This window comes from Paenibacillus sp. S02, assembly GCF_019454065.1.
Classification (GTDB): Bacteria; Bacillota; Bacilli; order Paenibacillales; family Paenibacillaceae; genus Paenibacillus; species Paenibacillus polymyxa_B.
The window spans coordinates 1,874,877-1,894,075 of the sequence record NZ_CP073682.1; the positions used below are offsets into that span (position 1 = coordinate 1,874,877).

Annotated in this window: 16 protein-coding genes; 8 read left to right on the plus strand and 8 right to left on the minus strand. The window is 49.0% G+C overall.

The features are described from left to right. Window positions 1-169 precede the first annotated feature (169 nt). The 3 genes from KAI36_RS08255 to KAI36_RS08265 all read left to right on the plus strand — a co-directional run bounded on the left by KAI36_RS08255 (window position 170) and on the right by KAI36_RS08265 (window position 4,451). Window positions 170-2,977 carry a bifunctional glycosyltransferase/class I SAM-dependent methyltransferase gene (locus KAI36_RS08255; protein WP_220027470.1) on the plus strand — a complete coding sequence of 936 codons (2,808 nt, stop codon included), beginning with the start codon at window positions 170-172 and terminating at the stop codon, window positions 2,975-2,977. Window positions 2,978-3,002: 25 nt separating this feature from the next. Then, window positions 3,003-3,665, plus strand: coding sequence for a class I SAM-dependent methyltransferase (locus KAI36_RS08260; RefSeq protein ID WP_220027471.1), 663 nt, complete (start codon window positions 3,003-3,005; stop codon window positions 3,663-3,665). An 84-nt stretch (window positions 3,666-3,749) separates the two neighbouring features. Continuing rightward, entirely contained in the window at window positions 3,750-4,451 is a 702-nt protein-coding gene (locus tag KAI36_RS08265; RefSeq protein WP_220027472.1) for an HAD family hydrolase, read from the plus strand. A 103-nt stretch (window positions 4,452-4,554) separates the two neighbouring features. Here the strand turns inward: KAI36_RS08265 and KAI36_RS08270 are convergent, their stop codons facing one another. Genes KAI36_RS08270 through KAI36_RS08295 form a run of 6 tightly spaced genes read right to left on the minus strand, consistent with a single transcriptional unit; the run spans window position 4,555 to window position 11,352 of the window. Continuing rightward, the gene (locus KAI36_RS08270; protein WP_220027473.1) at window positions 4,555-5,781 is read right to left on the minus strand and encodes a YheC/YheD family endospore coat-associated protein; all 1,227 of its coding nucleotides are present in this window, start codon (window positions 5,779-5,781) and stop codon (window positions 4,555-4,557) included. After that, the gene (locus tag KAI36_RS08275) at window positions 5,763-6,278 is read right to left on the minus strand and encodes a GNAT family protein (RefSeq protein WP_071640155.1); all 516 of its coding nucleotides are present in this window, start codon (window positions 6,276-6,278) and stop codon (window positions 5,763-5,765) included. The genes KAI36_RS08270 and KAI36_RS08275 overlap by 19 nt, the downstream gene beginning before the upstream one ends. 16 nt (window positions 6,279-6,294) lie before the next feature. Continuing rightward, on the minus strand, window positions 6,295-7,404 hold the full coding sequence (locus tag KAI36_RS08280) for a YheC/YheD family endospore coat-associated protein (RefSeq protein ID WP_103048112.1): 1,110 nt from the start codon (window positions 7,402-7,404) through the stop codon (window positions 6,295-6,297). Then, the gene (locus tag KAI36_RS08285) at window positions 7,401-8,771 is read right to left on the minus strand and encodes a YheC/YheD family endospore coat-associated protein (protein WP_220027474.1); all 1,371 of its coding nucleotides are present in this window, start codon (window positions 8,769-8,771) and stop codon (window positions 7,401-7,403) included. The genes KAI36_RS08280 and KAI36_RS08285 overlap by 4 nt, the downstream gene beginning before the upstream one ends. Window positions 8,772-8,783: 12 nt before the next feature. After that, complete coding sequence (locus KAI36_RS08290) at window positions 8,784-9,938, minus strand: YheC/YheD family endospore coat-associated protein (protein WP_220028073.1); 1,155 nt, start codon at window positions 9,936-9,938, stop codon at window positions 8,784-8,786. A gap of 43 nt (window positions 9,939-9,981) precedes the next feature. Next, complete coding sequence (locus KAI36_RS08295; protein ID WP_220027475.1) at window positions 9,982-11,352, minus strand: YheC/YheD family endospore coat-associated protein; 1,371 nt, start codon at window positions 11,350-11,352, stop codon at window positions 9,982-9,984. Between the two features lie 162 nt (window positions 11,353-11,514). Between KAI36_RS08295 and KAI36_RS08300 the strand changes: the two genes are divergently transcribed. The 3 genes from KAI36_RS08300 to KAI36_RS08310 all read left to right on the plus strand — a co-directional run bounded on the left by KAI36_RS08300 (window position 11,515) and on the right by KAI36_RS08310 (window position 13,748). Continuing rightward, window positions 11,515-11,859, plus strand: a complete 345-nt coding sequence (locus KAI36_RS08300) for a YlbF/YmcA family competence regulator (protein WP_013309578.1) — start codon at window positions 11,515-11,517, stop codon at window positions 11,857-11,859. A 72-nt stretch (window positions 11,860-11,931) separates the two neighbouring features. Next, entirely contained in the window at window positions 11,932-12,216 is a 285-nt protein-coding gene (locus tag KAI36_RS08305) for a hypothetical protein (protein WP_013309579.1), read from the plus strand. 197 nt (window positions 12,217-12,413) lie between these two features. Next, window positions 12,414-13,748: a DRTGG domain-containing protein gene (locus KAI36_RS08310; RefSeq protein WP_013309580.1), complete on the plus strand. Its 1,335-nt coding sequence runs from the start codon at window positions 12,414-12,416 to the stop codon at window positions 13,746-13,748. 44 nt (window positions 13,749-13,792) lie between these two features. On the opposite strand, the gene KAI36_RS08315 is transcribed toward KAI36_RS08310, so the two are convergent. Together KAI36_RS08315 and KAI36_RS08320 are read right to left on the minus strand one after the other, a co-directional pair. Then, window positions 13,793-14,290, minus strand: a complete 498-nt coding sequence (locus KAI36_RS08315; protein WP_023987904.1) for a sporulation membrane protein YtrI — start codon at window positions 14,288-14,290, stop codon at window positions 13,793-13,795. Window positions 14,291-14,302: 12 nt separating this feature from the next. Beyond that, window positions 14,303-14,632, minus strand: coding sequence for a YtrH family sporulation protein (locus tag KAI36_RS08320; RefSeq protein WP_013309582.1), 330 nt, complete (start codon window positions 14,630-14,632; stop codon window positions 14,303-14,305). A gap of 137 nt (window positions 14,633-14,769) precedes the next feature. Here KAI36_RS08320 and KAI36_RS08325 point away from each other — a divergent pair, with 137 nt between their 5' ends. Both KAI36_RS08325 and KAI36_RS08330 read left to right on the plus strand, forming a co-directional pair. After that, a complete protein-coding gene (locus KAI36_RS08325; protein WP_220027476.1) occupies window positions 14,770-18,447 on the plus strand; it encodes a DNA polymerase III subunit alpha in 3,678 nt (1,225 codons plus the stop codon). A 167-nt stretch (window positions 18,448-18,614) separates the two neighbouring features. After that, complete coding sequence (locus KAI36_RS08330; protein WP_025721683.1) at window positions 18,615-19,112, plus strand: phosphatidylglycerophosphatase A family protein; 498 nt, start codon at window positions 18,615-18,617, stop codon at window positions 19,110-19,112. Window positions 19,113-19,199: the final 87 nt, after the last annotated feature.

A 19,199-nucleotide genomic window follows, 5' to 3' on the forward strand; every position in this document is an offset into this window, starting at 1 on the left:
GGATGTTAAGATTGTATTTTTGTATTGATGTCGTTTTCATTGATATTTCCAGGTGTAAGTCCATTCATACCACGCTCACTCCTATATCGCTTGGTCGCAATTATGGTATGCCTTAGGACATGGAGGGAGAACGGTTTATGAGGCTTCTACCTGATGGAGGCGTTGAATCATGCGTATACTAATCGGTAGCCCGGTGCACCAGAAACCGGAAATATTGTCTTTATTTCTTCAAGCTTTGGAGCGACTGGAGGCACCTGACGTGCTGCCCGATTATTTATTTGTCGATGATAATGACAATCCGACTTCAAGCCAATGGCTTGCCGATTTTTCCAATCGGCTGCCGGGCAGGGTTTTGCCCTTGTTGACAGGCTCACAGCAAGTGGAGAATCGAAGTGATGAGCACACTCATTATTGGCCGCCTGCCCTCGTCTGGAAAGTGGCTGATTTTAAAAATCGTCTTATTGATTATGCACTTCAGCATAATTATGACGCGCTGTTTTTGGTCGATTCAGACCTGATTCTTCATTCCCGTACCTTATGTAAACTGGTAGAGGCGGAGAAGGATATTGTATCTGAGATTTTCTGGACACGCTGGCAGCCGGAGGGGCCTCTATTGCCTCAGGTGTGGGTTAGTGATGAATATAATTTGTTCCATCGTGAAGAAGGCGAAGTGTTGTCGTCAGAGGAGCGAGCGCAACGCGAGTTGCATTTCATACACCAATTGCACGTTCCTGGTTTGTATGAGGTGGGTGGTCTAGGCGCTTGCACCCTAATCCGCAGACGTGCACTGGAAGCAGGGATTCACTTTGGTAAAATCAAAAACGTTTCCTATTGGGGAGAAGATCGACATTTCTGTATTCGGGCAGCTGCATTTGGATTTCCACTTTTTGTGGATACACACTATCCGGCGATGCATCTGTACCGGGAAGCGGATAGAATGAAGGCAGAGCAACTACTATTCACCCTAAAGTATTTTACAACGAGTGCTGTTCATACGGACCATTCAGAACATTTAGCATATCTGGATCACTCCTATACTTCTACTAACTCTCCTGCCTTCAATCGTTCTGCATCATCAAGTCCCTCTAAGTTCCCTGAACCTCCTGTTATACCGTATGATCTCCGTGAGTCAGCTGTCTTTGCCAAGTACACTGCAGATTCTTTTGCTGTACCACAAACATTCTCTGGTCCACGACAAAGTGAACTTCATACGCCGCCTGTCTGCAAACCCAAATTGACGCTGACCATGACGGTATACAATGAGGCAGATCGCAAGCTCATTGACGTGCTGCGGAGTCATCGGGAATATATTGATGAAGCGGTCATTATTGATGATGGCAGTCAGGATGATAGCGGAGAGTTGTGCCGTGAGATTCTAAAGGGAATCCCATTGCGTTTAATACGCAATGAAGCAGCTTCTTTTACCAATGAATTAGAGCTGCGAAAACAGCAGTGGAGAGAGACGTTGGCTTCCTCTCCCGAATGGATATTAAACATGGACGCTGACGAAATGTTCGAATCCCGTTTTGCTCAAGGGGTACATTCGTTGTTAGCGGGAACGAAAGCGGATACGATTTGTTTCAGGTTGTTTGATATGTGGAATTCCACGCATTATCGCGATGATGATTATTGGCAGGCTCATCAGTATTACCGTCCTTTTTTAATTCGATATAAGGAAGGGTTCTCTTATAAATGGAAGGAGCAGTCCTTGCACTGTGGGAGATTTCCCGAAAATGTGCTTGACCTACCCAGTGAAATCAGCAACTACCGCATCCAGCATTGGGGATGGTGTACACCTGCTATTCGCATGGCCAAATTTCAGCGATACCAGTTGCTTGATCCAAGTGCTCGTTATGGCTGGAAAGAGCAATATGAATCTATTTTGGACCCGAACCCCCGACTCACGCTTTGGGTAGATCAGGACAACATAAATGCAGAAAAAGAAACTGCACCAGAGTATGAAGCTGCCGATGATGTGAACGCCATGGATGTTGCTGAGATTGCGAGTGTCCAGGTTATTAATAATTCCGACCTACAAATAAAAAGTGAAACAAAGGACTTACTTTATAGTAAATGCAAACTGTGTGGCTCATCTGACACGGCAGTATTTCATAGCTATGAACGCTTTACCTTGATGGGATGCGGCTCCTGCGGATTGGTTTTTCGTAATGATGTGGATCATATACAGCCAGAGGATATGATTGCAAAAATTTATAATGCCGAATGGGTTGCTATGCGGGATAGTGCAGCAGCTTCAACTTATGGAGATCATGCCCTTTTTGGACTCATGCTGCTGGATATGTTCAGTACCGGTAAAGGAAAATTGCTTGAGATTGGATCAGGTACCGGAGAATTTATTCATGCTGCCCTTCAAGCCGGCTGGGATGCAGTGGGCATTGAACCTTCCATAGACTCGCGTGCTTACGCCAAATACAAATATGACGTGGATTTATTGCCGGGTTACTGGGGTGATGAAGCCGAAGGAGATACTCAAACCGAAGAAGCACATGAAATACAGGAATTGAATGAAGAACAAGAAGCAGAAGAAGATACTGACTTATCACTGGATCACAAATACGAGGTCGTAGCATGCTGGCATGTGCTGGAGCATATTGCAGACCCTGTTGCATTTTTGACAGATTTACGCGAACAGATTCAACCTGACGGAACGTTGTATATTACGGTGCCCAACAAAAATTCGTTCACCAATGAGGCTTATGGCGTTTACTCGCCTTTATTTACGGAGGAAGATCATTTGTATCATTATTCTGAGCACACGCTGGCGCTCTTACTGGCAAAGTCTGGCTTGCGCTCAGTGGCTATGTTCACCCGCCAACTTCCCTCTGGTTTGGATGCCTTGCTGCAAGCCCATCCTTTGTACGGTGATCTTGCCTTTACGGAGCAAATGGGATTGTTGGCCAAACTTCAAGGCGAGAAACGGGGTCATGAACTGTGCTGTGTCGCAAGAGTAATTTAATCATCCCTAAAAGGAGGCAGCATCCATGAATATGTCTGACCCGTATCTGTCTCGCTTTTTTGTATATTCTGATCCCAGCTCCTCCAGCATGATTTACAGACTCCCCCAAAGCTGGTGGAGTCGCCCCTATGAGTATGAGTGGTGTCTTCAATTTATGTCTGGGCAAGATACAGTGCTGGACGCAGCATGTGGAATCCCACATCCATTCAAATTTGAGTTGGCCCGCCGTTGCGCTCAGGTCTATGCCTGCGATCTGGATATTCGGATCGTTTCCGTGGATGCCATTTTGGCCGAGGTGCGGCGGGATATCGGAGAGGAGGCCGCCGAGCGCATTCAGGAGATTTTACCGGTTCGGCTCCACTCCGCACATGCCAATCTGACGGCTCTGCCCTATGAGGATGCCAGTTTTGACAAAATTGTATGTATTTCGGTGCTGGAGCATTTAACACCTGATGAATCTTTGGCAGCCTTACGTGAATTTCACCGGACCTTACGCGATGACGGAATGCTTCTGCTGACGTTTGATTACCCTACAGTGGACCTGTCAGCGATGGAGCAATGGATAGAGCAGGCGGGATTTTCGTATTGGAATGGTGTGGATCTCAAGCTTCCACGGGGTGCTTTACACACGGATATGTGGGGCGGTTTGCATTGTTTCAGGACTGTTTTAAAAAAACATAAGAGTTAGCAGTATGCGCAATGAGGTTTACACGGACCTCTCTTATTGCTTATCATGAGAGGGGTTAAAGTTGTAAACCTACATAGGAAAGGAATGACTGATAACTACATGAACAATGCACCTGTGTTGAAGAAACCTGAGGCTATGGTATTTGATATGGACGGTACACTTTTTCAGACGGAGACGCTATTGCTTCCTGCGTACCACAAGCTGTTTGATACGCTGCGCGCCGAAGGGCTTTATGAAGGAGAGACTCCTCCCGAGGAGCTTATTTTGAATAGTTTGGGCATGCTGCTGGATGAAATCTGGAGAAGAGTGATGCCGGAAGCCAGCGAAGCGGCCCATAGAAGAGCGGACGAGCTGCTGCTTCAGCTGGAACTGGAAGGATTGAAGAACGGAAGTCATGCCCTGTATCCACATGTAAAAGAAACACTCCAGACCCTTCATGAGCAAGGTGTCCGATTGTTCGTAGCTAGTAACGGGCTGGAGGACTATGTAAAGGGAATCGCTGCTGCGTATGAAATGGTTCCCATTTTTGAAGGACTGTACAGCGCTGGGGAGTACAGCACGCTTTCCAAAGTGAATTTGCTGGAAATTCTGTTGAGCAAGCACGATATTTCGAACGTATGGATGGTAGGAGATCGTTCCTCAGATGTGGAAGCAGGCAAAAAGAACGGACAGACGGTGATCGGTTGCGCTTATGCTGGATTTGGTGTGAACGATGAATTGAAGGGGTCCGATGCGATTATTACAGACTTTACGCAACTGCTTACACTTTATAAAAGCGCCGAGTAACTGTGAAACACAGGTAATTGGTTATAAATAGGCTCGACGCACCATATAATTAAAACATGCTGGTAGTGTAGGGCAGACGAAAAAAGAAAGGAAGGCAGCCACTTTACGCGGAGCCTTCCTTTGTCTTATTCTCTGTCTTATTCTCTGTCTTATTCTCTGTCTTATTTTCTGTCTTATTTTCTGCTTTATCTTCTGTTTTATCTTCTGCTTTGTAGTCCGTCTGAGGCTTAGGATTAATTTGTGTGTGGTAGACCCACAAGGCATATTCCATGGGCTTGGCGATGGAGCGGCGATAGGTTTCTTTTTCACCAATACGTGAAAAGACCTCACGGGCTGGCTTCGGGTTGACTTCCAGCACGTATATATGACCGTCCTTATTAATTGCCAAATCGAGCGCAAGCTCGCACAGTGCCCCGTAGCTTTCTTCCAGATACGCAGCAATGTCCAGTCCGAGTTTTTCCCCTTGCTTGATGATTTTCTCTCTATGGCTTTCATCACGAATCCATTGCGTCAGCAATTGGCTCATCGGTACCGCCTTGCCTCCACCATGCAGGTTGGAAGTGACACTCCGATGCGCCCCGATTCGCCCGGCACATCCGGTTAGCTCCCATACTCCTTGGCTATTTTTCTGCACCAGCATACGGTAATCATGGACTCTGCCATTCGGCAACTGCACAGGAATGCCTTCCTGAACAATGTAGTTATCCATGTTCCAGCTGCTCAGACGCGGCTCCAGACGGTCTAGACGTACCCGCTGCTGGGGAATAATATGGCGTTTGCGATTGCGGCCCTCAATCAGATACAGGCCTCCTTGCTTGTTAACAGGTTCAATACGTAAAATGCCGCGGCCTCCCGTACCGTTAATCGGCTTGAGGTACACTAGTGAATTCTGTTTGAGCATCCGTTTTACACTATGAAATCCACTGAACAGCTCTGTTGCAGGCAAATGGGCGCGAAAGGCAGACCTTCTCGCAAGCTGCTGATGAATGACCCACTTGTTACTCAGCGGTCGGTTTAAATATACAAGGTCTGTGTATTGCAATCGGAACTGCTTCAACTGACGATATCGCTCACTGCGCTGTACCCGGCAACGGTCGAAAATCATATCTGGAAACTCTCTCCATTTTCGGGTCCATTTTCCGCTGTGTGGATCATAGATTTGGGCAAGGAGCAGCCTGCGATCCTTATGGACATCTGCAGGAGTGAATACATACATATCCAGTCCCAGCCTTTTCCCTTCTGCAATCATGCGCTCATATATGTCGCGCTCCTCCAATTGCTTCTTGTTGTTCAAATACAAGGTCATGATGCCTAGGACAGGTTTTGGCACAGCATTCCACCTTCCTCTGCCGTCTGCTTATCTTGGGATAACTCCCCGTGAAATATCAGCGTGGGTTTCCCGGTCGGTCCAGTCGTCATTTCGTGCGCAACAAGTCCAGCGCGGAAACAGGTTTTGAGACTGGACATATTGTCGGCGGCTACGCTGCACGTCAGACGGCGCAGCTGTTTGAGCTGGGCGGACAGCAGTCTAGCGCCCAGTCTGCGGCCCCGGTAAAGCGGACGAACAATTACGATGCAAGCATCCTTCCCGTAATTCAGAGCGAGGGAAAATCCCGCAATCCGCAGCCCTTTCTCCGTGCGCACATAGGCGCACAGGAGGGAGGAGCCAGGGGTGTTCAATTGCTCGGGCGTTAAAACTGCCAACTGCCGCAGAGCATTACGAGTAATGCGCATGCCCCCTGAGCTACGGGCCAAAAACAGCAACTGTCGTCGTCTCAGCAGCCAGCTTCGGGCAGGCAAATGTTGAACATCGCTAATTTGCGGCATGATTCCACTTCCTTGATCATGATTTCATTCGTCCGGCCAAAAATGAGCTGTACTGGAATATGCGTCTAAGCGACTTTTGGCGGATTTCCGGCTCGTCAAATTTCATCGGTTTGGCATTGGCTTCAAAAAACCAGAGGGTTCCGAGCGTATCCACGCCCAAATCCATGGACATTTCGCCATGAGAAAGACCGGATGCGCGTTCAATTTGACGTGCAATCTGTATGGCCGTACTTTTAACTTTGTTCAGTAGATCCGTGCTGTCCTCAGGCCCAAACAGTGAGGACAGTAGCTTGAACGGGTCCTCTACACTCCCGCCACGCGGGACATGTGTGGTGATGCTCCCTTTACCCGCCAGTCTGGCACCGACCCCGGTTATACTCCAGGAGCCACGGATATTTTTTTGTACCAGGATACGCAGGTCGAAGGGTTTTTTCTGATAGGTTGCCAGATCGATACCCTGTTGAATGATATAAGGCGAGTTGCCTGCTTCCTGGCGGATACGTCCCCACAGCCGGGACAGCGATACGGATCTGTAGGTTACACTTTTTTTGTCATGCTGAATGGTCAGTCTGTAAGCCATTAGATGGTCTGGACGGAATTTAAGAATCATAATCCCCTTTCCGGCTTTACCGTTTTCCGGCTTGAGATACAGGTATGGATACGCAGACAGCATTTTTCCTAAGGAAGACAGATTGCTTAACCGTTTGGTTGCCGGAACAAGCTGACGAGTGGCTTCCGAGGTACGCAACCACTTGAACAGTTCCCATTTGTTAAAAAAGCCTGGATTGTACAGCTCAATGCCTGAGGCATGTGAAATTTCATCCAACTTTGTGCGCACAGAGGTTTTAAGTTCATAATTACGGTTGGGGATGCGATTATAAATGACCTGTGGAGGTGGGAAATTCTGTTCCTCCCACGTCTGTAAGCTCTTGTTGAAGACATAGCCCTTAACCGTCTCATCTGCCAGTTTCAGGTCCCTGACGGTCACAATGTACACCTGATATCCCATCCGTGTTCCCGTTTCAAGAATATCCCTGAAATTGCGCTGATTGCCCTTGAAAAATTGCCCTTCGTCGTGCACTGTCAATACAGCAACGACTGGCTTATGCTCCGCCCGGGTATTCATAGTTCCTCTTTTCTGCGGAATTTACTGAGGTAAAGACAGTGGTCCAAAATATGCTCCACGGATGCTTTACCCTCCGCACGCAACGATGGATGCTGAAAAATGGATCGGCCTGGCTTGGAGTTGGCTTCAAACATCCATACCTTTTCGTCCTGATCAATGCCCAGGTCAAAGCCGATTTCACCCAGTAGATGCTGGTGATGGTGTTCAATGGCTTCTGCGAGCGTAACTGCTACGTTCTTGGCACGTTGAAGCACTTCACCCGCCCGGTCTCCGAATACCCGGTTCAACGCTTGTTCAGGTGTCATAAGGGAGCCGCCATTTTTGATATGGGTTGTGACACTGCCACGTCCGGATTTTTTAGCTCCAATGCCGACAACGACCCACTGGTTATTTCCATTTTTATGCATATGGAACCGGAAATCAATCGGGCAATTGTCAATCTCGATCAGCTGGATGCCCTGTTGAATGACATAACCCTTTAGCATCTGTCCCTGATTGGAGTGAAGCATCCTGAGCATGGAGTTAAAAGAGGTGAATTTTAGCAATACATTGCTATTTTTCTTACGGTACCTCACATAATATCCTTGCTTGGGAACATGGGACAGACGGTAGATTCCTTTACCGAGACTGCCTCCACTTGGCTTGTAATAAGCAAATTGATGTCGCTCCAGCATACCTCGGATACGTTCAGAGCTGGGATTCGTGTATGATTCAGGGACATAGCGGTTAACATCTGGGTTATTCTCCAGCAGATTATAGATATCGGACTTATTGAAAAAGCTCCAGTTAAAGAAGGGAATTCGTTTGCGGGAAAAGCGTTCGCGTAGTTGATTGATCGCCGGGGAAAAATCAGAGCGACGGCTCGGCAAACGATTATAGATCACGTCTGGCAAAGGTACAAGTTTACGTGTAAATTCCCCGCTGGATGACAGAAAATAGCCGTTAATCGTATCATTTTGCCAGTTGATGTCCCGAGGGGTGAAGGCAAAAATATAAGATTTTTTGCTGCCTTCCTTCAGCAGTTGCTTAATAAAGCCTGTGCGTGATCCGAAAGGGCGAGTGGTGGAGGTGGTACCGTCAGACAGCACGCCAATCAACGGCCCTAGCTGTATATCACCATCCAGATTTCGCAAATAGATGGACCCGCTTTTGGGAACACGGATTGCGTTACGTAAGCCGGAGGTCAAGTATAGATGGCGTCCCGCCTTCTGAATTGGTTTTACTGTAGCGGGGATCTGATCCTTACCGAGCCGCAGACGAACGGACTTGGCTCCGGATAATTTAAGGCTTTTCAACAAGGCAGTGGATATATACGCCACCTTGTCGGGCTGCTGTGAGAAATGCACATTGCAATGCGTTAAACTCATCTGTTTATCCTCCTATACCGTATGTTCAAGGGAGGCGTCCGCGCCCTTTGGCCCTGTCGCTTTGGAATGGGTCATTAAATATCGAGCATATTCGAGCGGGCGGTTGACCGACTGGAAAGCGCACTCTGGCTGACGGGTCTGAAAAAAGGAGGCCCGCCCAGGTCGGGAATTAACCTCCAATAGCCAGATGTTCCCGCTCCGGTCAATACCGTAATCAATTCCCAACTCGCCAAGGCGGCCATAACGTTCCTCCAGCGCCCTGGTAATGGTCAAGGACAGCGCCATCATCTGCCCGATGATGAGACGCGTGGTGTCCGCGCCAAATTGTTCACGAAGGTAAGGCTCAGCCGGATGGGCTTCGCCCCCACCGTGCAGATTAGAAGTCAGGGTTCCTTTTCTGCCTTCTCTTACGGCAAAGCCCGTCAGGCACCAATAGCCGTTGCCATCCTTTTGCATGAGTGCACGAACATCAAAGGGATGATTGCTTTGGCTTGTTAATTTCAAATAAGGCTGCACGATATAAGCGCGTTTGTGTGCAATTCCGTGGATCCATGACAATCCTGCATCCAATTCGGAAAATAAGCGCCGGAACGGGCGGTTACGGGAGTCTCTACCCTGTACAAGTAGTCCCTGGCCTCCTTCTGCCAGCCGGAGATACAGTGTGCTCTTGCCATGTGTTCCGGTCTGTGGCTTCATAAAAAGCTCCGAATGGCGTCGTAGCCATTCCACAAGCTGAGTCGTGTCCCGGTAAGGCGCCGTAGGCGGCACAAAGGGACGCACTTTATCTACCGCATGCAAAGAGCGATACACCTGCCATTTGCCAGGTAAGTTACGCGACCAGTAGATGAGCTTGCGCGATTTTTGCTCCGCCATGTCTTCCAGTGTGCGCCTGACATTCTGGCTCTCTTGGATATGGAGACAGCGGTTATACACAATGTTCGGCAACGGAAAGCGACCGGATGTCCATACTCCGTTACGATAAACATAACCTCGTATGGAGTGATCTTCAGGTGAGACTCCTTCGGCGGTAAACGCCATTACGCTAAGACCAGAGCGCCTGCCCAACAGACTTAGCCTGCGGCAAAAATCGGCTTCGGTAATAGGGGGAGTGACAGCCTGATTCCGGCTAACAAGCACGCCCAGCGTACCTGGCACAACAAGAGACACCGACAACAGCTCCTTTGGCAGCCAGACTCTGGAAGAGATGAATTCATTTGAAGCCGGCTGAATAACAGCAGTATTCAATCATTTTTTTAACGGACGGGCGAGTTTTCTGATCATTTAACGGCGTGTTGTCATTCTTCGATGGCTTCGAATTGACCTCCAGCAACCAGATTCGCCCCGTGCTGTCTATTGCCAGATCAATACCAAATTCCGCGAAATGGGCGGGAATTGCTTTTTCCACTCCGCTTGCGATATCCAGTGCTGCTGTTTTGAGAGAGGTATGCCCATTCGATTTAACGGTTGCGGGCAGCGTGGTTTTGGCAAGTGCTTCCTTGACTGTACTCAGCGTGCCGCCTCTTGCCAGATTGGACACAAAGTGGCTTCCTCCAGCGATCCGGGCGACAATGGATGTTACGGTCCAGGTTCCGGACAAATTTTTCTGTACAAGCGCACGAAAGTCGACCGGACGCTTACCGTGATCAATCAAGGTAAGTCCCTGTTGGAGTTGAAAGCGTGTTGTTTTCATTTTTCCCGCTAAGCTTTTGTACAGCTTATCTACGTTGGCATACGTTTGCTTGCGGGGCGTGCCCGCTGTTGTGGATAACACCGAAAAGGTGCCATCGGTTTGCTTGTTAATGCGCATTATGCCTTTACCCAAGCTTCCGCGCACTGGCTTGAGAAAAACAGCGGGATACTGGTTGCACATTTTTTTGAAAACAGCAAAGGTTTGCAGCAAGTGGGACTCGGGTAAATACTTGCGCAGGGAAGAATTTGATTTAAGCGCATCAAATACTTCATTCTTATCCAGAAACTTTTCGTTAAAAATGGTCGTGCCGTACTGCGATTTTACTTCTTTCATGAAATGCTGTACGCTAGTTCTGTTCTCGAGTTTACGGGAGGTAAGACGATTATTGACGACATCGCCGGCGGGCATGACCGTCTTTTTCCAGCCTCCGTCATACACCCATCCCTGAACTCGCCCGGGCTGACTTCCGATATGCTCCGGGGTGAAAAAATACACATATGCTCCTTGTCTGCGGCATTCCCCGACTAGTTCACGGCAGAACAGGGTGATCGACCCGAAAGGCTTGTCGGGTTGTTCGGGATAGTCCCGACTGACCAGCACGCTAATAAGTGGGCCCACTCGAAGTGTCCGGCGACCTCGGCTGTAGGTTACTCGCAGATCACAATTGGCATGAAGCCCCATTTTTCGGGCTAGCACGCTTCCCACACGTAGGCCGCTGTAGCGGGGCACCGATATGACGGTAACCTCTTGGCGGAACGAACCGAAGGCGAGCTGAACGGGGTGGCCAGCGGATATTTTCCATTTGCGAAGCAGGGACTCGCCGACCATGAGTACGTCATCCTGCAAGATGCCCGATCCGATGATTTGAATCGTTGTTTTTTTGATGGACATCGTGGATCTCCTTCCGGGCAGCAACTTGATGTCTTGAAAGTAACGGGAAACGTGAATGGGCTGTAATAGCACTGATTCATCATATGAGGACATATATCCCTTGGTGATTGACGGACAATGTGAAATGTTGACACTAAACTTGTATTGGAGGAATAAACAATCATGAACATCTATGACAAAGCCCATGATTTAGCGAAAGCATTGAAGGAAAGCAAAGAGGTAGAGGAAATTACGTCAGCGATGAAGCTGATCGAAACCGATCCAGAAGCCAAGAAAATGCTCGACGATTTCCGTGAACGCCAAATGGAAGTACAGCAACGGATGATGAGCGGCGATATGCCAGCACAGGAAGAGATGGAAAAGATGGAGAAGCTGTTTGAGGTACTTAGCTTGAACCTCAACATCCGACGCCTGTTCGACGCTGAACGCCGCCTGAGCGTGATTATTGAGGACGTTAACAAAATTATTGCAGACAGTCTTCAAGATTTGTACGGTTCATCTCTGTAAGTTTGTCTCATATTCCTTCCTGTCCTCTCATAGACTAGATACATAGAGTCACAGGGAGAGGAAGGGATACGATTGGGTTCTTTTAAAAAATGGAAACACGGTTTGTACACACTGATTGCGCTGGCTATGGTCTTGGTTGCGTTACCACGCATCTCGCTTGCAGGCGGTTTGAACTGGGTCAACGGCTTTGGGATAGTATGGGTACTTTTTGCGCTGCTAGTCATCGGGGCGAACATGCATTTTTTGCTGGGTGTGGATGAGGAAAAGCGCAAAACGCTGGAGCGTGTGCGGCGGGCCAAAATGCAGCAGTGGCAGATGAAATGGGATAAAAAAGCTGACAAAGGCAGCATGCAGTGAGTTTTTTTAGCTTGTCCTGGGCTTGCCCCCAGATTACAAATCAATCATAGTAAGAAGCGGTCCTTGTAATAGAGGGGATCGCTTTTTTGCTATTTCCGAAGTAGAAAACTCAAAATGAGCAAAGGTCTAAAATAAAGGGATTTTGTGCTATAATAGATACAGAATGATACAGATTGAACGTTGGGGGTGTAACAGAGTTGGACGGGCTAGATGAAACAGTTACGAAGCATGAGCAGCTATTGCGACATATCGAGCAGTTGAAAATAGGCTCCAAAATTTCTGTGCGCAGGTTGGCTAAAGAAATGAGCGTCAGCGAAGGAACGGCCTATCGAGCCGTGAAGGAAGCCGAGAACCTGGGAATTGTCATTACCAAGGAACGGATCGGAACAGTACGAGTGGAGAAACGCCCGCGCGGCTTGTCCGAGCAGCTGACCTTTGCAGATGTCGTGAATATTGTAGAGGGACATGTGCTGGGCGGAAGTGAGGGGCTGGAGAAGCCCTTGCACAAGTATGTGATCGGAGCGATGCGCGAGGAAGCTATGGCCCGATATATTGACGCAGGCAGTTTGCTGATCGTAGGTAACCGTGAGGATGCGCATTCGCTTGCATTGGAGCAGGGGGCAGGTGTGCTGATTACAGGGGGATTCGGTACGAGCCGAGAGGTTAAGCAGCTCGCAGACAAGATCAGTCTGCCGATTATTTCCTCACGCCATGATACTTTTACAGTGGCATCTATGATTAATAGAGCCATATTTGACCGCTTGATCAAAAAGAAAATTATGCTGATTGAAGACATTGCGGCAGGCAAACCGAAAACGTTGACCTTGAAAATCAACAGCACGCTTACCGAGTTTGAAGAACTTTCGGTGACGACTGGACATCATCATTTTGCAATAGTGGATGAATGGAATCGTTTAATTGGTATCGTCAGCCGCAAAGATGTGGAGGGGCTTCAACCTGAGCATACGATGGATAAATGTCTGATCCGCAATCCGATAACGGTCACTTACCAGACCTCGCTGGCTTCAGCCGCGCAAATGATGGCGTGGGAAGGTGTGGATTACTTGCCGGTCGTGGACCGCAATCGCAAGCTGCTCGGGTCCGTTACACGGCGTGAGGTGCTGGAGGCGCTGCGTAATGCCCAAAAGCAGCCACAACTTGGCGAGACGTTCGACCAGTTGATCTGGAACGGGTTTGCTGAAGAGCGTAATGAGGATGGATCGTTATTTTTCCGCGGTTTTATCATTCCGCAAATGGCGACCAATTTAGGCACGATCTCGGAAGGCGTACTGGTCAACGTGATGACACAAGCGGGCTACCGGGCAGCTAGAGACATGACCGGCAAGGATTATGTGCTGGACAATTTGACGACTTATTTTATTAGACCCGTACAGATAGAGGATGCTGTCGTTCTTCGTCCGTTGTTGCTTGAGATGAGCCGTCGCACCTGCAAGCTAGAAATTGCAATTTCACGGGAAAATCATTTGGTATGCAAAGCAGTGATGACGCTTCAATCCATTGAACATGGTTAGTCTACCAATGGATTGGAGCAAGGCGTGAAGTCGAATAGATCGACTTAGTGGCTTTCAGGCAGTCTTTCTTTTGCCTCCAGCCAAATTTGCAGCACACCTTCCATTACAAGCATCGTTTTGACCTGGATCGTATACTCCTTGTCACGAACGGTGTATTTTTTTTGGTGCAGCAACATACGTACCAGCTTGCTGTCAGAGTCAATCTCAAACATATCTCTGCCACGCAGCACCTCCAGATCACGACTGACACGGCGTAGAAGTTCCTTTAGGTTGATAGAATCAATTTTTTCGGCCGAAGCTTCCTCTGGAATCAGCTTGATTTCTTTGACAACGGTTTGGCGCTTGCTGTATTTACGCAATGTTTTGTTGTCCTCCTCGGCTTGCTGGAGCTGGAATTGAAGATCCTGGTTGTTCGTCCATAGCTGATTGAAGCTGGCATGCCAGATGGCATTGTAGATCATTCCTCCCGTAATCATACCGAGTACAAAGACGGAGGATAATTGCATAAAAGGGCGCAGGCGCTCAAAAGGGGGGACTCTCATAGTCGTTTCACCTCACGGTCGTCCGTTGCCGCATACCCACTTGACCAGTTCTGCACCCATATGAGCGCCTAAAAAGGCGAAAATCAAATACAATATCTGCTTAATAGCAGGTGACAAATTACCATCCAACATATTGCTTTCAATGACCCGGATCGGGTCCATCGTCCCCCCCACAGCAGCGGCAAGCGCCCATATTTTAATTCTTCCAGCAACCTCCAGCATCGTCTGGGTAGGCGGCTGAAGCGATACCACAGCTCCCATTCCGCCGAGCATGGCTCCCCCGAGCACGATGCCGAAGGCAATGAAGAAGTCGAGAATCGCTTTGGATATAAAAGTGCTCATGCTCTTTTCCTCCTTAGGTATACGAATCAGGACCGCGCTTGTCCGCCGAGGTCTGTACTTTTATTCTATGGGCGCTACTAACGCGGATATGATAAAATAGTTTGAAGAAAATCAAGCGGTGAAAGGAAGAGAAGCGCATGAGTTCATTTGTCCATTTGCATGTTCATAGCGAGTACAGCCTGCTGGACGGCGCGGCTCGTACCGCGGAGTTGGTCAAACAGGCATCAGCTTACGGAATGAAGGCGCTGGCCCTTACAGATCACGGGGTCATGTACGGTGCCATTCCTTTTTATAGAGCGTGTGTAGAGAACGGCATTAAGCCGATTATCGGGTGTGAGGCCTATATGACGGCAGGATCGCGCAAGGAGCGTGGCAGCCGGAAGGATCAGCCCATATATCATTTAATTTTGCTCGCCAAAAATAAAACAGGCTATCAAAATCTGATGAAGCTGTGCTCCATCGGCCATTTGGAGGGCTTTCACTACAAGCCGCGCATCGACATGGAGGCTTTGGCTGCCCATCATGAAGGAATCATATGCCTGAGCGCTTGTTTGGGCGGTGAAGTGCCACAGCATTTACTGCATGGTCGGGAAGCTGAAGCACGACGAGCAGCGGAACGATATCGTAACATTTTTGGCGATGATTTTTATCTGGAACTCCAGGATCATGGTCTATCGGAGCAAAAACGCGTAAATCCTCTCTTGATCGCACTGGCGAAGGAACTGGATATTCCACTGGTGGCGACGAATGACGTGCATTACTTGACTGAGCCAGATGCGGACGTGCAGGACGTTCTGATCTGTATCGGGACAGGGAAGACAGTTGACGATGAGGAGCGCTTGCGTATACCAACACGTCAGTTGTATCTGAAAAGTCAGGAGGATATGGCTCGCTTATTCCCACATGTGGCAGAAGCCATCGCCAACACGGTGCGTATTGCTGAAAAATGCGAACTGGAGCTGGAATTCGGTCAATCCATTTTACCTGAATATCGTCCACTGCCGGAAGGAATGACCTCTTCGTCCTATTTACGCAATTTGTGCGTGCAAGGGCTGGAGCGTCGCTATGGAAGCGATCCCAGATGGGAGCAGCCGGAGGAACGGGAAAGGCTGAACCAACGGCTAAGCTATGAGTTAAATACCATTGACAGTATGGGTTTCAGCGATTATTTCCTGATTGTATGGGATTTTATTGCCTTCGCTCATAAGCATAAGATTGCAACGGGACCGGGGCGGGGTTCCTCAGCAGGCAGTTTGGTTGCCTATGTGCTTAACATCACGAATGTCGATCCGATGAAATACAACCTGCTCTTTGAACGGTTTCTGAATCCCGAACGAATTAGTATGCCGGATATAGATATTGATTTTAGTGATGAACGGCGTGACGAGGTTATCGACTATGTAGTACAGAAGTACGGAAATGAGCATGTAGCGCAAATCATTACCTTTGGAACGCTGGCGGCAAGAGCCGCTGTCCGTGACGTCGGTCGTGTATTGAACGTGCCATATGGCGAGGTGGACAAGGCAGCCAAGCTGATTCCGGCGCAGCTAGGCATTAATATCCGTCATGCGCTGGAAATCACCCCGGAGCTGAAAACGCTATATGAAACGAAGCCTAAGACACGTGAACTGCTGGATATGGCGATCAAGGTTGAAGGAATGCCTCGTCATGCTTCGACACATGCTGCAGGTGTTGTCATTTCGCGGACTCCATTGACCGATGCGGTTCCGCTTCAACAGGGGAGTGAAGGGGTACCTTTGACGCAGTACTCGATGGAAAATCTAGAGCGCATTGGTTTGCTTAAAATGGATTTCCTTGGGCTGCGTACGCTCTCCATTATTGAACGATGCATACACTGGATTGCGGAAGACCATGGAGAAACCCCTGATTTTAGCCGTATTCCCGATAATGATCCGCATACCTATGACTTGCTGGGCAAAGGAGATACAGGAGGCGTATTCCAGCTGGAGTCGGCCGGTGTACGCCGGGTACTCAAGGATTTGAAGCCGAGTGTATTCGAGGATATCATTTCTGTCCTGGCTTTGTATCGTCCGGGCCCGATGGGCTTTATTCCTAACTTTATACAGGCCAAGCATGGTCAGATTGAGATTTCTTATCCGCATCCTGACCTGGAACCGATCTTAAAGGATACGTACGGTATTATTGTGTATCAGGAGCAAATCATGCAGATTGCTTCGCGCATGGCGGGTTTTTCCCTGGGAGAAGCCGATCTGTTGCGCCGGGCTGTGTCCAAGAAAAAGCGCGAAGTGCTGGATCTGGAGCGCGGGCATTTTGTCGAAGGCAGTATCAAGCAGGGATACACGGAGGAGGAGGCCGGAAGGGTTTACGATATGATTGTCCGTTTTGCTGACTACGGCTTCCCACGTGCTCATGCAGCTGCTTATGGTGTGCTAGCATTTCAGACGGCTTATTTAAAGGCCCATTATCCGGTACAATTTATGGCTTCAATGCTGACAGCGGTGATGGGAAGTCATCGGAAAGTGGCTGAATATGTTGTCGAATGCCGTCGTATGGATATCGCAGTGTTGCCACCTGATGTGAATGAGAGTGGGGTGCTGTTTACTCCGTTACAGCAGGGAGGCATCCGCTTCGGCCTGGCTGCGATTAAAAATGTCGGCACACAGGCGATGGAGAGCATTCTCGCTGTTCGCAAGGAACGGCCTTTCGACAGCCTGCTCGATTTTTGTCGACGTGTCGATTTACGGGTATGTAATAAGAGAGTAATTGAATCGCTTATTCAGGCAGGGGCCTTTGATTCGTTGACGGGTCATCGGGCACAGTTGCTTGCCATGCTGGATGAAACGGTGGATGCAGCCGTCAAATGGCGCAAGGAACGGGATGACTTGCAAATTGATATGTTTGGTTTTGTGGAAATGCCCAATTGGGATATCGAATATCCCAATGTACCCCAATTCAGCGCCAGCCAGCAATTAGAGCTGGAACGTGAACTGCTGGGACTGTATTTGTCGGGGCATCCGTTGGATGATTTTGAGTCGCTGTTGGAAAGTAGCGAGGCGGATCGTTTGATGGAGCTGGGCGATGTCCCCGATGAAACGGTTGTTGTGACTGCAGGCATGGTAGTGTCACTCAAAACAATTACGACCAAGCAGGGTAAGGCTATGGCCTTTATTGAGTTGGAGGATCAGATTGAGCGCTGTGAGGTTGTGCTGTTTCCTGAGGTATGGAAGCGAAGCCAGCAGTGGATTGAAAAGGGAGCTTTGCTTACGCTTCGAGCCAAGATGCAGCAGCAGGACGAGCACTTCAAGCTCCTTGCGGATGAGACCGCCCCGCTGGCGGAAGACTCGCTGGCACGGCTCCTCCAACGCCGACGTGCCAGTACGCGTTCGTCCGCAGTAGCTGGAACATCCGTACCAGCTACTGGCTCTGCTGCTGGCGGTCCAGGCGGAAGAGCGTCACGTGTGTCGCCCCCGCCTTCGGCAGCCCATGCATCTGCTTCGCCTCAGCCGAAGGCGGCCCGTCCCGTGACGGCTGCTTCACCGCGCGGAGCCGAAGCCGATCGCGGTGAGCAGGTGCCGGGCCCGCGCAACTCGGAGCCAACCACTCGTCAGCGGGTGTTTGTCAAAATCACTCGCCAGGCCGAGGAGGACGCCAGCTTGCTGGTCAGTCTCAAGGCACTGCTACAGGAGCATCCCGGTGCTATGCCTACCGTACTTTTTTATGAGAGCAACCAGCGTCTGCTGGCGTTGAGCGATGCTTATAACATTAAGCCTTCTCCTCAGCTTTTTGATCAAATGGAGTCGATGTTGGGTGAAGGCACGGTGAAAGTCAAATGATAGGCACACAGCAAACCGCCCTTATTGTAACGGTTTAATGAACATTTTCCTTCCCTCCCGCATACACTTGGAAAACTGGCGGAACAGGAGATTCAACACGTACCCTGCACCATAAGGCCCCGTACGGTGAAAGAATAGAACTGCACGGTGAAAGCGGGAGGGAAATTATGTCCTATGAATATGCAGAAACTTTGTTAAATCGCAGAGGCATTCGGATCGAGTCCATTGCGGACATTGTTTTTCAGCTTCAGCTAAAATATTATCCTCATTTGACGATGGAAGAATGTATAGACAGTGTCAAAGCGGTTTTGCAAAAGCGCGAGGTTCAATATACGTTGCTCACAGGTATTGCGCTTGATGAACTGGCCGAAAAAAAACTTCTCCCCCAGCCATTGCAAGCCATTATGGAGGCTGACGAACCGCTGTACGGAGTGGACGAGACACTGGCTCTTGGAATTACGAGTGTGTACGGCATGATTGGCTTAACCAGTTTTGGTTATTTGGATAAGGAAAAGACGGGGATTATTGAACAGCTGAACCAAAAAGGCAATGGTATTCATGTGTTTTTAGACGATCTTGTCGCTGGACTGGCTGCCGCTGCTTCTTCGCGCATTGCACATCGGAGCCTCCATGCCAAGCACTATCCTGCATCATTGGACGCTTAATTGACCTGTGTAAACAGAGTTGATGATTTTCTAGGCCCTCCGACGGAACTTGAATGATCAGGAGGGCTTTTGTTGCGGGAAAAAAGT

Coding starts and splice junctions, on each gene's coding strand:
- KAI36_RS08255 (WP_220027470.1), top strand. CDS start 170: ATGCGTATACTAATCGGTAGCCCGGTGCACCAGAAACCGGAAATATTG.
- KAI36_RS08260 (WP_220027471.1), top strand. CDS start 3,003: ATGAATATGTCTGACCCGTATCTGTCTCGCTTTTTTGTATATTCTGAT.
- KAI36_RS08265 (WP_220027472.1), top strand. CDS start 3,750: ATGACTGATAACTACATGAACAATGCACCTGTGTTGAAGAAACCTGAG.
- KAI36_RS08275 (WP_071640155.1), bottom strand. CDS start 6,278: ATGCCGCAAATTAGCGATGTTCAACATTTGCCTGCCCGAAGCTGGCTG.
- KAI36_RS08280 (WP_103048112.1), bottom strand. CDS start 7,404: ATGAATACCCGGGCGGAGCATAAGCCAGTCGTTGCTGTATTGACAGTG.
- KAI36_RS08285 (WP_220027474.1), bottom strand. CDS start 8,771: ATGAGTTTAACGCATTGCAATGTGCATTTCTCACAGCAGCCCGACAAG.
- KAI36_RS08295 (WP_220027475.1), bottom strand. CDS start 11,352: ATGTCCATCAAAAAAACAACGATTCAAATCATCGGATCGGGCATCTTG.
- KAI36_RS08300 (WP_013309578.1), top strand. CDS start 11,515: ATGAACATCTATGACAAAGCCCATGATTTAGCGAAAGCATTGAAGGAA.
- KAI36_RS08315 (WP_023987904.1), bottom strand. CDS start 14,290: ATGAGAGTCCCCCCTTTTGAGCGCCTGCGCCCTTTTATGCAATTATCC.
- KAI36_RS08320 (WP_013309582.1), bottom strand. CDS start 14,632: ATGAGCACTTTTATATCCAAAGCGATTCTCGACTTCTTCATTGCCTTC.
- KAI36_RS08325 (WP_220027476.1), top strand. CDS start 14,770: ATGAGTTCATTTGTCCATTTGCATGTTCATAGCGAGTACAGCCTGCTG.
- KAI36_RS08330 (WP_025721683.1), top strand. CDS start 18,615: ATGTCCTATGAATATGCAGAAACTTTGTTAAATCGCAGAGGCATTCGG.